General features: G+C 68.6%; 13 protein-coding genes. 6 read left to right on the top strand and 7 right to left on the bottom strand.

The features are described from left to right. Position 1: 1 nt before the first annotated feature. Positions 2 to 646 (bottom strand): uracil-DNA glycosylase, encoded by a 645-nt coding sequence (locus tag BN4252_RS05070; protein WP_096877772.1) that lies wholly within the window; start codon positions 644 to 646, stop codon positions 2 to 4. Next, the gene (locus BN4252_RS05075) at positions 643 to 1,608 is read right to left on the bottom strand and encodes a thiamine-phosphate kinase (RefSeq protein WP_066526935.1); all 966 of its coding nucleotides are present in this window, start codon (positions 1,606 to 1,608) and stop codon (positions 643 to 645) included. Before BN4252_RS05075 ends, BN4252_RS05070 begins: the two co-directional genes overlap by 4 nt. A gap of 35 nt (positions 1,609 to 1,643) precedes the next feature. Here BN4252_RS05075 and BN4252_RS05080 point away from each other — a divergent pair, with 35 nt between their 5' ends. Next, positions 1,644 to 2,618, top strand: a complete 975-nt coding sequence (locus tag BN4252_RS05080; protein WP_078056779.1) for a DUF3515 domain-containing protein — start codon at positions 1,644 to 1,646, stop codon at positions 2,616 to 2,618. A 32-nt stretch (positions 2,619 to 2,650) separates the two neighbouring features. On the opposite strand, the gene BN4252_RS11270 is transcribed toward BN4252_RS05080, so the two are convergent. Both BN4252_RS11270 and BN4252_RS11275 read right to left on the bottom strand, forming a co-directional pair. Next, positions 2,651 to 3,709 (bottom strand): D-alanine--D-alanine ligase family protein, encoded by a 1,059-nt coding sequence (locus BN4252_RS11270; RefSeq protein WP_066526937.1) that lies wholly within the window; start codon positions 3,707 to 3,709, stop codon positions 2,651 to 2,653. A 21-nt stretch (positions 3,710 to 3,730) separates the two neighbouring features. Then, positions 3,731 to 4,729 carry an NAD(P)H-dependent glycerol-3-phosphate dehydrogenase gene (locus tag BN4252_RS11275; RefSeq protein WP_066526941.1) on the bottom strand — a complete coding sequence of 333 codons (999 nt, stop codon included), beginning with the start codon at positions 4,727 to 4,729 and terminating at the stop codon, positions 3,731 to 3,733. Positions 4,730 to 5,046: 317 nt separating this feature from the next. On the opposite strand from BN4252_RS11275, the gene BN4252_RS05090 reads away from it, so the two are divergent. Genes BN4252_RS05090 through BN4252_RS05100 form a run of 3 tightly spaced genes read left to right on the top strand, consistent with a single transcriptional unit; the run spans position 5,047 to position 7,000 of the window. Continuing rightward, positions 5,047 to 6,003 carry an NUDIX hydrolase gene (locus tag BN4252_RS05090; protein ID WP_066529144.1) on the top strand — a complete coding sequence of 319 codons (957 nt, stop codon included), beginning with the start codon at positions 5,047 to 5,049 and terminating at the stop codon, positions 6,001 to 6,003. Between the two features lie 49 nt (positions 6,004 to 6,052). Beyond that, a complete protein-coding gene (locus BN4252_RS05095; RefSeq protein ID WP_066526943.1) occupies positions 6,053 to 6,523 on the top strand; it encodes a YbjN domain-containing protein in 471 nt (156 codons plus the stop codon). A 3-nt stretch (positions 6,524 to 6,526) separates the two neighbouring features. Beyond that, positions 6,527 to 7,000 (top strand): hypothetical protein, encoded by a 474-nt coding sequence (locus BN4252_RS05100; RefSeq protein WP_066526947.1) that lies wholly within the window; start codon positions 6,527 to 6,529, stop codon positions 6,998 to 7,000. Positions 7,001 to 7,006: 6 nt separating this feature from the next. On the opposite strand, the gene leuD is transcribed toward BN4252_RS05100, so the two are convergent. After that, positions 7,007 to 7,603, bottom strand: a complete 597-nt coding sequence (gene leuD / locus BN4252_RS05105) for a 3-isopropylmalate dehydratase small subunit (RefSeq protein WP_066526950.1) — start codon at positions 7,601 to 7,603, stop codon at positions 7,007 to 7,009. A 23-nt stretch (positions 7,604 to 7,626) separates the two neighbouring features. Beyond that, entirely contained in the window at positions 7,627 to 9,066 is a 1,440-nt protein-coding gene (gene leuC, locus BN4252_RS05110; protein ID WP_066526958.1) for a 3-isopropylmalate dehydratase large subunit, read from the bottom strand. 60 nt (positions 9,067 to 9,126) lie between these two features. On the opposite strand from leuC, the gene BN4252_RS05115 reads away from it, so the two are divergent. After that, a complete protein-coding gene (locus tag BN4252_RS05115) occupies positions 9,127 to 9,840 on the top strand; it encodes an IclR family transcriptional regulator (RefSeq protein ID WP_066526962.1) in 714 nt (237 codons plus the stop codon). Positions 9,841 to 9,848: 8 nt separating this feature from the next. Here BN4252_RS05115 and BN4252_RS05120 read toward each other — a convergent pair whose 3' ends face one another. Further along, positions 9,849 to 11,543 carry an alkaline phosphatase D family protein gene (locus BN4252_RS05120; RefSeq protein ID WP_066526964.1) on the bottom strand — a complete coding sequence of 565 codons (1,695 nt, stop codon included), beginning with the start codon at positions 11,541 to 11,543 and terminating at the stop codon, positions 9,849 to 9,851. Positions 11,544 to 11,679: 136 nt separating this feature from the next. Between BN4252_RS05120 and BN4252_RS05125 the strand changes: the two genes are divergently transcribed. Beyond that, complete coding sequence (locus tag BN4252_RS05125; protein WP_066526970.1) at positions 11,680 to 13,515, top strand: purple acid phosphatase family protein; 1,836 nt, start codon at positions 11,680 to 11,682, stop codon at positions 13,513 to 13,515. Positions 13,516 to 13,518 lie beyond the last annotated feature (3 nt).

Below are 13,518 nucleotides of genomic sequence, written 5' to 3' on the forward strand. Positions count from 1 at the left end.
CTTACAGCGACCAATCCACGGCCCGCGCCCCTTGCCGCTCCAACGCCTCGTTGGCGCGGGAGAACGGCCGGGAGCCGAAGAAGCCGCGGCTTGCGGACAGCGGCGAAGGGTGCGCCGAGGCGATCACCGGGGTCTCGCCCAGGAATCGCTGGGCCTGTTGCGCGTCGCGTCCCCAGAGGATGGCCACCAAGGGGGCGTCGCGAAGCGAAAGTGCCCGAATGGCGGCCTCCGTCACTGGCTCCCACCCCTTGCCGCGGTGCGACGCGGGCTTGCCAGGCCTGACGGTGAGCACGCGGTTGAGCAGAAGAATGCCCTGGCGCGACCAGGAGGACAGGTCCCCGTCCGGGCGCGGCGGGACCCCCAGGTCGCGCTCGAGCTCGGTGTAGATGTTCACCAGCGAGCGCGGCGGCGCAACCCCCGGCTGGGTGGAAAACGCCAGGCCCATCGGGTGGCCCGGGGTGGGGTACGGATCCTGGCCGACGATGAGGACGCGCACCTCGTCGAACGGCTGCTGGAAGGCGCGCAGGATGTCCTCGCCGCGCGGCAGGTAGGAGTCCTCGGCGCGCAAAAAGTCGCCCATGGCGTGGATCTGATCCTCCACCGGGCTCAGGGGCTCAACCCAGGAGGGGTGCACCGGCAGGCTCATGCGAAGCTCTCCCATCCTCCCGCGTGCGCGGGCTGGGCACCGTCCACCCGCACCCCCGGGGTGCGGGTGACCGTGCCGATGGAGCGGAACCCCACGGGTGCCGAGCCGTCCACGGTGCCCACCAGGGTGTGGTCCTCGCCGCCGGTAAGCACCCACTCCCACGGGTCGGTGCCCAGCAGCTCACCGGCGCGCACGAGCAGCGGGTCCGGTGTCAGGGCCACGCTGCTTAAGTCAATGCCCACGCCCGAGGCATTCGCCAGTGTGGTGAGGTCCTTGATCAGCCCGTCGGAGTTATCGGTCATGGCTGTGGCCCCGGCCGCGCGCGCCACCACCCCGCGCCCCGGCGTGATGGCGGGCGCCTGATGCGCCGCCACCAGCGGCGCGAGCTCCGCCGGGATGTCCACCCCGGACTGAAGCAGCGCGAGGCCCGCGGCCGAGCAGCCGATGACGCCGTGGGCCACCACCCGCTGGCCAGGCCGCGCCCGGTCGAGGCGCAGCGCGTCCAGGTTGCCGCCGAGCGAGCCAATGGCGGTGACGGAGACCACCAGCTCGGAGCTCGAGGTGACGTCGCCACCCACCAGCTCCGCGCCCCACGCTTGCGTCATCGCGCCGACGCCGCGGGCGAGCTCCTCCACCACCGCCACCGGCGTGCTCGGCGGCGCCGACAGCGCGAGCAGCGCCGCGATGGGGCGCGCGCCCATGGCCTCGATGTCTGCAAAGTTCTGCACCACCGCCTTGCGGCCCACCTGGTACGCGGTGGTGTAGCGGGGGCTGAAGTGGCGGTCCTGCACGAGCATGTCGGTCGACGCCACCACCCGCGAGTTGGGTGCCGCGGGCCCGAGCACGGCCGCGTCGTCACCGTTGACCGCGGACGGCGCCGCACCCACGATGGCCTGGATCACCCCGCGCTCGCCCACCTCCCCGAGGGTGGGGCCGCCTGCGGGGAAACCGGTGTGGATCATGACTGTGACAAGGCCTTTCACTAGACTGTGCCGCCATGACTACGGCAGCGAGCACCGAAGCAACCACCGGAGCGGGCTCTCAGGCGAGCGCGGCGGGCCCGTTCCAGAGTAACCGCAGGCTCGCCGGAATCCTGCTCGGCATCGCGGTCGCGTTCACCATCGCCGTGCTCGTGGGGGCGCGCTTGGTGCTACAGCGTGCCGCGGACCAGCCGGTGGCCATGCCCGTGATCCCCGCGCCCCAGGCCAGTTCCACCGAGTGCACCGAGTTCATCGACGCCCTGCCGGCGAAGGTGCTCGGATACGGCCGCGCGGAGCTCGCCGACCCCGCGCCCGCGGGCGCCGCGGCGTGGCAGAAGAGCTCAACCGAGCGCGTGACGCTGCGCTGCGGGGTGGACCTGCCCCTGCAGTACACCACCTTGTCTCAGCCGGAGGAGATCGGCGGCGCGCGGTGGCTCGAGGTGCGCGACACCGCCCCCGGGTCCACCCTGGCTACCTGGTTCACCACCGACCGCTCCCCCGTTATCGCCGTCACGGGCGACACGGCGAGTGGCCGCAGCCCCGTCGAAGACATCGACGCCTCCCGCCTCGCGCAGGTCGATCCCGCCCCCGCGCCCGCGCCCCTGTCGCAGCTGGCCAGCGGCGACGCCACCGCGTGCCGGGGCTTCGCCGAGGCCGCGCCGGAGCACATTGCGGAGGGCTTTTCGCTTGTCGACGCCCCCTTGGCCGACCCCGACACCAACACCGTCGCCTGGACCGCCCCCGGCCGCGAGCCCGTGGTGGTCCGCTGCGGCGTGGCCGCTCCCGAGCACTACCACGCCGGCGCTCGCCTGGCCCAGGTCAACGGCACGCCCTGGTTCGAGGACTCCGCATCCGGCGGCGCGGCCGGGGCCGCCACGTGGTACGCCCTCGGCCGCGCCGCGCAGGTAGCCGCGTACATCCCGGCCGCCGGGGGCAACGAGGTGATCACCAACCTCACCGACTTCATCGCCGGCACCGTTCCGCCCGCGTAGCGAGCTACCCGGCGCGGGCTACTCGGCGCGAACTACTTGGCGCGGGCGAGCGCCGTGTCCACCAGGCAGCGAACCAGCTCGGGGTAGCTCAGGCCCGTCGCCTCCCACACCTTCGGGTACATGGAGATGGCGGTGAAGCCCGGCATGGTGTTGACCTCGTTGAGCACGGGCCCGCGGTCGGTGACAAAGAAGTCGACGCGGGCGAGGGACTTGCAGTTCAACGCGCCGAACGCGCGGATGGCCATGTCCTGGAGCTGGCGGGTCAGCTCCTCATCGAACGGGGCGGGGATGGTGGCGGTGACGTGGTCGTCGAGGTACTTCGTCTCGAAGCCGTAGAAGCCCTCCGCCGAGTCGTCAGTGCCGTTGAGCTTGGCGGGGACGGACGCGCGCACGGAGGCGTCGACAAGCTCAAGCACCCCAACCTCTACCTCGTCGCCCACGAGCGCCCCCTCGACGAGCACCTTGGCATCGTTGTCGAAGGCGGTGGCGATGGCCCCGTCTAGGTCCTCCCATCGCTCAACTTTGGACACGCCGATGGAGGAACCGCCGTTGGCCGGCTTCACAAACACGGGCAGGCCGAGGCGCTCGCGCTGCTCACCGCTGAGGGTGCGGGGGCCCGACGCGCGCAGTGTGACGCCCGGCGCGACCGGGATGCCTTCGGCCGCCACGATCGTCTTCGTGCACTCCTTGTCCATGCCGCAGGCGGAGGCGAGCACGCCCGGGCCGACGTAGGGGATGCCGGAGAGCTCGAAGAGGCCCTGGATGGTGCCGTCCTCGCCGTACTTGCCGTGCAGGACCGGGAAGATCACGTCCACCTCTGCGGTGACCTCGCCGGTGAGCGCGTCGGTGAACTGGCCCTTGGTGGCGGGGCTGGCGGACAACGTCACCCTGCGGCCCGCGGTGACCTCAGGCAGCGTCGCGCCGCCGACCGGGTCAAAAGACCCCTCGACCCAGTCCCCGTCGCGGGTGATGCCAACCGGGTACACCTCAAACTCGCCGGAGGGCAGCTCGGCCATGATCGAGCCGGCGGAAATGCAGGAAATCGAGTGCTCGGTGGACTGGCCACCGTAGATAACTGCTATGCGAATCACACGACGAGCGTACCCGGCGAGCTACTCCGATTTCTTACTCCTGCCCATCAGCGCCGCGATCGCGTCGGTGACGCTGGTGCCCCGGTGGCACACGGCGTGCACGGCCTTGGTAATGGGCAGGTCCACCCCGTGCTCCTCCCCCAGCTGCGCGATGCTGATCGAGGATGTCACGCCCTCCGCCACTTGGCCCTTGGTGGCGGCCTTCGCCTCCTGCATGCTGGCGCCCGCACCCAGCGCGGCGCCGAAGGTGCGGTTTCGCGACAGCGGCGAGGAGCAGGTGGCCACCAAGTCCCCCAGTCCCGCGAGGCCAGCGAAGGTACGGTCGTCCGCGCCGAGGGCCAGCCCCAGCCGAGTGATCTCGGCCAGGCCGCGGGTGATCAGCGTTGCGATGGTGTTCTCGCCGAGGCCCTGCCCCGCCGCCATGCCGCAGGCCAGCGCGATGACATTCTTGGTGGCGCCGCCGATCTCGCAGCCCACCACGTCCGCGTTGGTGTAGGGGCGCAGATAGTGGGTGGCGCAGGCGGCCTGGACCAGCTTGGCGCGGTCCGCGTCCCGGCACGCGATGACGGTGGCCGCGGGCTGCTCCTCGGCGATCTCGCGGGAGAGGTTCGGCCCGCTGAGCACGGCGACTCGCTCCTCCCCTGCGCCCGTGACCTGCGCGATGATCTGGCTCATGCGCATGTGCGTCCCGGTCTCGATGCCCTTGGACACCGAGAGCAAGGTCGCGTCTCGACGCAACAGCGGCGCCCACTCCGTGAGGTTGCCGCGCATGGTCTGGCTGGGCACCGCGAACAGGGCGATGTCCGCCCGCTCCAGCGCCTCACGCGGGTTCGCAGTGGCCGTGACAGCGGCGGGTAGCGCGATTCCGGGCAGGTAGTCGGGGTTGACGCGGGTGGCGGTGATCGCGTCCGCGAGCTCTGGGCGGCGGGCCCACAGCTGCACGGCATTGCCGCCGTCGGCGAACACCTTTGCCAGGGTGGTGCCCCAGGATCCCGCCCCCATGACCGCCACGTTGACCATCCTCAACCCGCCTTCGCTCGTCTGCTCGTCTCGTCTGCTCGTCTGCTCGTCTGTTCGCTCTTGAGCGCCGCCGCGGCCACAGCCGGGCAGGACAAGGTTTCCGCGCACCACGCTAACACCTCCGCGCGGGTGGCACGGGGCGGGCGGCGGCGCCCACCCACCCGGCCCCTCCACCGGCGCGCTTCCTGCGCGGCGGGTGGTCCTGCGTCACAATGGTGGGTATGGCTCAACCCCAAGACGCGAAGTCCACCACTACCACCGGGCGGGACGGTGCCCGCACCGACCTGCACGAGCAGGACAAAGACACGTCGGGGGAAATGTTTCTCACCGGGCGTCACCAGGAGGTGCCGGTGAAGCCGGAGCAGGAGTTTGAGCGCACCACCCTCGCCGCCGGCGCGGTGCTGTGGCGCGGGGATCTCGCCGACGCGGAGAGCGTGGAGGTTGCCTGCATCCACCGCCCGCACTACGACGACTGGTCCCTGGCCAAGGGCAAACTCGACCCAGGCGAGTCCTTGGTGGCCTGCGCGGTGCGGGAGATCCGGGAGGAGACCGGCTACGAGGTGCGGCTGGGCAAACTCCTCGGCAAGACGGTCTACCCCGTGAAGCACTCGTCCAAGGTGGTCTACTACTGGACGGGCGAGGTCACCGGCGGCGAGTTCGCACCCAACGACGAGGTGGACGAGATTCGCTGGCTGCCCATCGAGGAGGCGAAGGCGCTGATGAGCTACGACCTCGACCGCGAGGTGCTGGCCAAGGCGCAGAAGCGCTTCCGCGCGCCCGCTGAGACGCGCATCCTCTACGTTCGCCACGCCCGCGCGCACGAGCGGGAGAAGTGGTCTGGCGACGACAACCTGCGCCCCCTGGACAAGAAGGGTCGGAGGCAAGCGGAAATGCTGGTGCCGATGCTCGCCCCGTTTGCACCCGAGCGCATCTACTCCGCCCTGCCGGACCGCTGCCAGGACACCGTCGAGCCGCTGGCGGACGAGCTGGGCATCGAGGTGACCGTGGACGAGCGCCTGGGCGACGACGCGTGGCTGCGCAACATGGTCGAGGCGCAGCGGGCCTTCACGGACATCGTGGACCAGGGCGGCGTGAGCGTCATCTGCGCCCAGGGCGAGGTGATCCCGGCGATGGTGGCTTGGCTGTCCGCCCGCGGCACGTTGCCCATCGACACCGAGCTGCACGCGAAGAAAGGCTCCGTGTGGGTCTTGAGCTTCCGCGGCGGCGAGCTCACCGGGGCCGATTACCTGCCGTCCGCCCTGCCGGTGAAGTAACCGGTGAAGTAGCCGGTAGAGTGCACCGCCCAAAACGAAAGGAACGCCAGTGACAGAACCGACCGCAGCCACCGACGCGCTCTCCCCAATCACTCAGGAGCGCATCGAGTCCCAACTCGACGCGAACAACCTGCAGCACTTCCGCTCCGACGAAGGGATGACGCAGACCGCCTTCCCGGGGCTGGTGGTCTTCTTCCAGGTCTCCGAGGTGGGGTTCAAAGCCACCGCCCGCTGGATCCCGGTGGTTAGCGGCGAGGCGGACACCCGCACGGCCCGCGAGCTGGCCAACCGCCTCAACGCCTCCATGCCGCTGGTGCGCACGCACGCGGTGCGCCGCGAGGACGCCACCACCGTGGTGCTCATCGAGGCCCCCTTCTTCACCACCGACGGCGCGACCGACGGCCAGCTCAAGGAAATGCTGGAGTTCTACTTCTCGGCCATCCACCACGTGATGGGCCAGCTCGACCAGGCCCTGCCCCACCTCAAGGGCCAGACCCCCAACACGAAAGGCGAGGCGTAACCCGTGAGCGACACCGCACTGACACCACTCAAGCCACTGTCCATCGAGCGCGTTCGCGAGTACTTCGACGCTCAGGGCTGGAAGTACGAGGACGGCTCCTCGCCCCAGAGCATCCGCACCGGGTTCGCGGGCATGGGCCTCGAGGTGGCGTACCTCGCGCCAAACCTGGCCGTGACCTCTTCCGTCGCTGTAGACGCCATTACCGCCGACCGCTACGAGGAGGTGCTGAACTGGGCGGAGAGCTTCAACAACGCCAACGCTTTTCCCTCCGTCTCCGCTGTGAAGGATCCGCAGCGCAACCTCGCCGCACTCGGCGCGGTGTACTCCATGCCCGGCTTCTGGGAGTACACGGACACCCAGTTCGCCGCGCACCTGAGCTCCGGCATCGAGGGCGTGCTCAACGCCTCGCGGGACTTCCTCGCCCACTTCGCGCCGGAGGTGCTCGCCCGCATCGACGAGAGCGCGGGCCGGAGCTAGCGGGGGCTATTGCTTGTCGACGGCCGGCTTGAACGCCGGCCTCCCCGCCTCGAAGCACTCGATGGCGGGTTCGTCGCGAAGCGTGAGCCCAATATCGTCGAGGCCCTCCATCAAACGCCAGCGGGTGTAGTCGTCGATGTCGAACGTGTAGGTGTTCTCGCCGACCGTCACCGTGCGGTCCTCCAGCGAGACCGTGGCCTCAAGGCCCGGCTCTTGCTCGAGCTGTTTGAAGATGAGCTCGATGTCGGATTCCGCCATCAGCCCCGCCAAGAGCCCGGCCTTGCCCGCGTTGCCGCGGAAGATGTCCGCGAACCGGGGGCTGAACACGGCACGGAAGCCGTAATCCATCAGCGCCCACACAGCGTGCTCGCGCGAGGAGCCGGTGCCGAAGTCCGGGCCGGCGAAGAGGACGGAACCGGCGCGGTACGCGTCCTGGTTCAGCACGAAGTCCGGCTCGTTCTCGCGCCAGTTGGAAAACAGGCCGTCCTCGAAGCCGGTGCGGGAGACGCGCTTGAGGTAGCGCGCCGGAATGATCTGGTCCGTGTCCACGTTCGACCTGGTCAGGGGGACGCCAACGCCGGTGTGGGTGGTGAACTTCTCCATTGGTGTGCTCCTTACTGCTGCTGCTATGCGGGGGTGGCGTCTGCCAGGTCTGCGGGGCTGGCCAGGTGGCCGGTGACGGCGGTGGCCGCGGCCACCAGCGGCGAGACGAGGTGGGTGCGCCCGCCGGGGCCCTGGCGGCCCTCGAAGTTGCGGTTGGACGTGGACGCGGAGCGCTCCCCCGGAGCCAGCTGGTCCGGGTTCATGCCCAGGCACATCGAGCACCCTGCGGTGCGCCACTCTGCGCCGAACTCGGTGAAGATGCGGTCCAGGCCCTCCGCCTCCGCCTGCTCCTTCACCAGGGTCGAGCTGGGCACCACCAGCATGCGGGTGCCTTCGGCGATGTGGCGGCCGCGCACGACCTCCGCCGCCGCGCGCAGGTCCTCAATGCGCGCGTTGGTGCAGGACCCGAGGAAGACCGTGTCCACCGCGATGTCGCGCAGGGGCGTGCCAGGGGTCAGGTCCATGTACTGCAGGGCCTTCGCGGCGGCCTGCTTGGAGGCCTCGTCGGCGAAGTCCTCCGGGTCCGGGACGTTCTCGGACAGGGGCAGGCCCTGGCCCGGGTTCGTGCCCCAGGTGACAAAGGGGGTCAGCGCGGAGCCGTTGATCTCCACCACGGTGTCAAACTCGGCACCCTCGTCTGTGGGTAGCGTCTTCCAGTACTCCACCGCCGCATCCCAATCGGCGCCCTTCGGCGCGTACTGGCGGCCCTCCACGTAGTCGAACGTCTTCTGGTCCGGAGCGACCATGCCGGCGCGCGCGCCCGCCTCGATGGACATGTTGCAGATGGTCATGCGCGCTTCCATGGAGAGCTTCTCGATGGCCTCGCCGCGGTACTCAATGATGTGGCCCTGCCCGCCGCCGGTGCCGATCTTGGCGATGATGGCCAGGATCAAGTCCTTGGCCGTGACTCCCTCGGCCAGCTCCCCGGACACCTCCACCGCCATGGTCTTGAACGGTTTCAGCGGCAGCGTCTGGGTGGCCATCACGTGCTCGACCTCGGAGGTGCCGATGCCCATGGCGATGGAGCCGAACGCGCCGTGGGTGGAGGTGTGGGAGTCGCCGCACACGATGGTCATGCCCGGCTGCGTGATACCCAGCTGCGGGCCCACGGTGTGCACGATGCCCTGCTGGATGTCGCCCATCGGGTGGAGGGTGACGCCGAACTCCTCGCAGTTCTTGCGCAGCGTGGCCACCTGGGTGCGCGACGTCGGCTCGGCGATCTCACGCAGGTCGCCGGAGACAATGCCCTCGGTGGGCACGTTGTGATCCTCGGTAGCGAGGTGCAGCTCCGGGTGGCGCATCGCTCGCCCGGCCATGCGCAGGCCGTCGAACGCCTGCGGGGAGGTGACCTCGTGCAGCAGCTGGAAGTCGATGTAGATGAGATCCGGCTGGCCGTCTTCCCCCTTGGTCACGACGTGGTCGCGCCACACCTTCTCTGCCAGCGTCAACGGTTTGTCCGCCACCTGATCCTCCTGTCCTCGCGCGCCCGCACCGGCACCGCACCCAACGCCCGGCGTTCCAGTATGCGGAATGCTACTATCCATGTCGTGGGACAGTATAACGAAGACTCCGGCATCAAAGTGCTGGACCGCTCGATTGCGATTGTCAGCTCCGTAAGCAGGGGCGACAAGACCCTGGCCAGCCTCAGCGAGGATACCGGTCTGCCGCGGGCCACCACCCACCGCATCGCCACTGCGCTGGAGGTCCACCACGTGCTTAGCCGCACCGAGTCAGGGGCCTGGACCATCGGCCCCGCGCTGGCCGGCTTCGCTTCCGGCACCTCGCCGCGTCTGCTCACAGTTGCGGTGCCGATCATGCGCGGGCTCGTCGCCACAACCGGGGAATCCGTCCAACTCTACGAGCTCACGGGCGACACCCGCACCTGCGTCGCCTCCGAGGAGCCCGCCTCCGGCCTCACCTACACCGTTCCCGTCGGCTCACAGCTGCCGCTCACCGCCGGCTCCGCCGCGCGCGTGTTCGGGGCTTTTTCGCTTGTCGACGCACACTTGTTCCCGCCCGAAGAACTTCAAGCCGTCACCGACACCGGGCTCGCCGAGTCAGTTGCCGAGCGAGAAGTCGGCCTCGCCTCAGTCTCCACCCCGGTATTCCAGCCCGACGGCGCCCTCGCCGCGGTCCTGTCCGTCTCCGGCCCAGCCGAGCGCCTCAAGCCCTCCCCCGCCGGCAAGTGGGGCAACGCGCTCCTCGCCGCCCGCGCGGAGCTCGAGGCCGCGCTCTAGAGCTCGCTTTAGGCCTTGACGAATCCCTCGCCGATGCGCCACGTGCGCTTCGTGGCGAGGCCGACCGTGGCATCCGGATCCTCAACGTCGGAGACCCGGTAGTACAGCATGTCCACGTGGTTGTAGTTGATGCTCGCAACGCCGTAACCGTGCGAATCAAAGTCGATGTGGTTGACCCACGGGTTGTAGTCGCGGATGACCTTCTCCACCAGCAGCGAGGTGGAGTTGTCCTCCGCGTGGTAGGTGCCAAACGTGGTGGTGAGGATCTCGTCCACGTTCGGCGCGGAGATCGAGGTGGTGACCATCTCGCAGCCGATCTCGCCAAAACCCGACGGGGAGGAAATGGAGTTGGCCCACTCGGAGTGGATGTCACCGGTGAGGAACAGGGCGTTGGACTCCTGCTCGTCCAGCATGGTCAGCAGCCGATCGCGCTCCGCGGCGTAGCCGTCCCACTGGTCCGAGTTCACCGCAATGCCGGTGGCCCGCTCCTTGATGTAGCCGGAGGCGACGTTGGCCTTCTCGTTGTTCTGGATGGTGACGAAGCGCATCGGGGAAATCATCACCGAGTTGCCCAGCACGTCCCAGCGGGCGTTGGAGTTTTGCAGCTGCTCGGCGAGCCACTTGAACTGTTTATGCCCCAACATCGTGCGCTCATCGTCGCCGAAGTGGTCACCAGAGGTTTCCTGATCCCGGTAGGTGCGCAGATCCATCATGGTCAGCTGGGCCAGGGTGCCGAAGTTGAAGGTGCGGTAGAGCAGGCGCTCGTCCTCGGCGGACTGGGCGCGCACCGGGAGCCACTCGTAGTAGGCCTGGACCGCGGCCTCCATGCGCTCCGGCCACTCGCCCTCGACGCGGCCGTCAGTGTGGTTCTCCGCGCCCTCGCGCCAACTGTTGTTCGCCGTCTCGTGGTCGTCCCACACCACGATCCATGGGCACGCCGCGTGCGCGGCCTGCAGGTGGAGGTCGGTGCGGTAGCGGCCGTAGCGCTGGCGGTAATCCTCCAGGGTGGTGATCTCCCATTCGGGGTGGTGCATCCGAGCGACACCGCTCTTGCCGGCGTACTCGCCGGTGGGGTACTCGTAGATGTAATCGCCCAGGAACACCACGTGGTCGATCTCCCCGCCGCGGGCGCGCTGCGCCATGTCACCGTAGGCGTTGAAGAAACCGGACTCCCAGTTCGCGCACGAGGCGATGGCCAGGTTGAGGCGGTCGAGCTCCGTGTCCGCAGCCGGCGCGGTCAGCGCGCGCCCAACCGGCGAGGTCGAGCCCTTGAACGCCCCGCTCTTCACAATGAAGCGGTAGAAGTACTCGGTTCGCGGCTTCAGCCCCTCCGGATCCACGTGGACGGTGTGGTCGGATTCCGCCGTGGCCGTCACCGTGCCTGTTGTCGGGTTGCGGAACTCCTCCGAGGTATCAATCTGCCACTCCAGCTCCACGTCCTCACCAAGGCCGGACCCGGGCAGCGCCTCGCGGGAGGGGGTCACGCGAGTCCACAGCACCACGCGGTCGGCCAGCGGGTCGCCCGAGGCGACGCCGTGCAGGAACGGCAGGTCCCACTGGTCCGCGGGGGTGGGTTCCTCCGGGGTGGAGACGGTGCCGCGGCGGGCGGCGTACGCTCCGCCCGTACCGACGGCGGTGGCGGCAGCGGCGGCTGCGACGGCTTGGAGGAAGACGCGGCGGTTGGCGCGGAACTGAGGGCTCATGCAGCCCACTTTCAACCAGCTGCCAGACCCGCGCAATTTCAGCAGTGCGTAGTCACCTTAAATTCACCTTGATTTCAATCAGGTGACACGATGCTTGTAACCGGCTGTTAAAACCGGTGGAGTTGAGTACGTAGTCATGACCACCTCGCGCTCTTCTCAGACCCGCCCGCTGCGCCGCAGCGCCGTCGCCACCGCAGTTGTCGTATCGCTCCTCGCCCCCACCACCGCCGTCGCCGCACCGGCGGACGCAGTCAACACGAAGATCAGCCGCATTGTCCTCGGCATCGGCTCCGATGCCACCGAAGCGAACCTGGCCTGGCAGTCCAAGGACTCGGAGACGCAGCAGCTGCAGTACTGGCCCGCGAACAACCCGGGGGACGTGACCAACGTTCAGTCCAAGGCGGGCAGGTACAACGCGGCGATCTCCTACCCCCACGAGGCGACAATGACCGGGCTCGAGCCGAACACCGAGTACGTCTACCGCGTGGGCAGCGCTCAAAGCGGCTGGACCGAGCCGCGCTCGTTCACCACCGGGGCTAACACCGACACCTGGAACTTCCTCGCCATGGCAGACGCGCAGATCGGCGTGGACCTGAAGATTCGCGAGCAGGCCGCAGCCTGGAACAAGGCGGTGAACGTGGCTACCGGCGAGCACCCGGGTTCCGCCTTCATCATGCACCTGGGCGACCAGGCCGAGGGCTGGGGTGCGCCGGTCAAGCAGCTGGAGGCGTTCACCGCGCCGGAGAAGCTGCAGAACTACCGCCTTGCGGTGCTGAAGGGCAACCACGAGACGTACGCGCCGGACCGCCACTTCCAGGACACGTACTTCCTCCCCAACGAGGTGGGCACGTCCGCCAACTACTTCTTCAACTACAACAACGTGCTGTTCATCGGCCTGGACGGCAACCGTTCCAGCAAGTCGGACATCGACGGTCACGCGAAGTTTGTAAACGACACCATCGCCCAGCACGGTGCGGACGCGGACTGGGTCATCGTGGGCATCCACCAGGCACCGTTCTCCCAGGGCACTCACTACACGGACTCTGACGTGGTTGAGCTGCGCAACAGCCTGACGCCGAAGCTGTCCGAGGCCGGCGTGGACCTGGTCCTCAGCGGCCACGACCACATTTACACCCGCACCCACCTGATGGACGGCTTCAACCCGGTTATCCCAGAGGGTGCCGCCAAGTCCGGCGACCTGCTCCTCCCGGAGGACGGCGAGGTGCTCTACGTCACCTCCACCACCGCCACCGGCGGCAAGTACTACGACTTCCAGGACAAGTTCGGCGAGACGCACCCCAACATTCGCGAGCAGTACGCCCGCGACCTGGCGCACGCGTCCACCGCCCGCTGGCGCCAGGATTACAACCCTGACTACACCAACGTCGAGGTATCCCCGACCGAGCTGAAGCTCACCACCTACAACATCAACACCCCGTACGTGGTTGACCAGGTGACCATCCAGAAGAAGGAGCAGGAGAAGCCGGAAGAGACCACCACCGAGCAGACCACGCCGGCGGAGACCACCACCAAGCAGACCACCCCGGCGGAGACCACCACCGAGCAGTCCACCCCGGCGGAGACCACCACTGCAGCCCCGGTCACCACGACGAGCGCAGAGCCGACGCCTACCACGACCTCGGCCACCACGACTTCTCCGGCCACCACGACTTCTCCGGCCACCACGACGAGCACCGAGCCGACGACGACCTCGACGACCACGTCGACCTCGGAGTCCTCCGCGACTTCGGAGACCCCGACGAGCACGACGAGCCCGACGAGCACCGAGCCGACGACCAAGACCGACAAGCCGTCCACCGGTGACAGCGGCAGCTCGAGCGGCAGCAGCACCTTCGGCATCATCATCACCGTCTTCTCGGTGCTGGCAGCGATCCTGGCGGCGCTCGCCTCCATCGTGCTCATTGCCAACCCGCAGCTGATGACGGACATCCGCAACCAGTTCAATATCTAGCCC

Origin of the sequence: Corynebacterium bouchesdurhonense (assembly GCF_900078305.2) — a bacterium.
Lineage (GTDB): Bacteria > Actinomycetota > Actinomycetes > Mycobacteriales > Mycobacteriaceae > Corynebacterium > Corynebacterium bouchesdurhonense.

Excerpts from the sequence above, each read along its gene's own strand:
- BN4252_RS05120 (WP_066526964.1), bottom strand. The coding sequence starts at position 11,543 with ATGAGCCCTCAGTTCCGCGCCAACCGCCGCGTCTTCCTCCAAGCCGTC.
- leuD (WP_066526950.1), bottom strand. The coding sequence starts at position 7,603 with ATGGAGAAGTTCACCACCCACACCGGCGTTGGCGTCCCCCTGACCAGG.
- BN4252_RS05115 (WP_066526962.1), top strand. The coding sequence starts at position 9,127 with ATGCGGAATGCTACTATCCATGTCGTGGGACAGTATAACGAAGACTCC.
- BN4252_RS05080 (WP_078056779.1), top strand. The coding sequence starts at position 1,644 with ATGACTACGGCAGCGAGCACCGAAGCAACCACCGGAGCGGGCTCTCAG.
- BN4252_RS11275 (WP_066526941.1), bottom strand. The coding sequence starts at position 4,729 with ATGGTCAACGTGGCGGTCATGGGGGCGGGATCCTGGGGCACCACCCTG.
- BN4252_RS05075 (WP_066526935.1), bottom strand. The coding sequence starts at position 1,608 with ATGATCCACACCGGTTTCCCCGCAGGCGGCCCCACCCTCGGGGAGGTG.
- BN4252_RS05090 (WP_066529144.1), top strand. The coding sequence starts at position 5,047 with ATGTTTCTCACCGGGCGTCACCAGGAGGTGCCGGTGAAGCCGGAGCAG.
- BN4252_RS05070 (WP_096877772.1), bottom strand. The coding sequence starts at position 646 with ATGAGCCTGCCGGTGCACCCCTCCTGGGTTGAGCCCCTGAGCCCGGTG.
- BN4252_RS05125 (WP_066526970.1), top strand. The coding sequence starts at position 11,680 with ATGACCACCTCGCGCTCTTCTCAGACCCGCCCGCTGCGCCGCAGCGCC.